Annotated in this window: 1 protein-coding gene; it reads right to left on the bottom strand. The window is 67.8% G+C overall.

From position 1 onward, the window contains the following. A partial coding sequence (locus tag ACLFKU_RS45055) for a hypothetical protein (protein ID WP_410853551.1) occupies positions 1-202 on the bottom strand: 202 nt, incomplete at both ends.

Here is a 202-nt window from a genome sequence, read left to right as displayed (position 1 = left end):
AGATAATGCGCCAGACGGTTGGCCCGCGCATTGAGCTCGCCATAGCTCACGCGCTCCTCCGCACAGACCACCGCACCCGCCTCCGGCGCCTTGCCGACCTGCGCCTCGAACAGTTCGTGGATGCACATCTCCGACGGATACGCCGCCGCCGTCCGGTTCAGCTCCTCCAGCAGGTACGCCCGCTCAGCGCCCGGCAGGATGT

It is taken from the genome of Paraburkholderia sp. EG304 (assembly GCF_046543485.1).
Classification (GTDB): domain Bacteria; phylum Pseudomonadota; class Gammaproteobacteria; order Burkholderiales; family Burkholderiaceae; genus Paraburkholderia; species Paraburkholderia youngii.
Note: the sequence above shows the minus strand (reverse complement) of the source record. Positions and strands in the feature narration are given on the sequence as shown.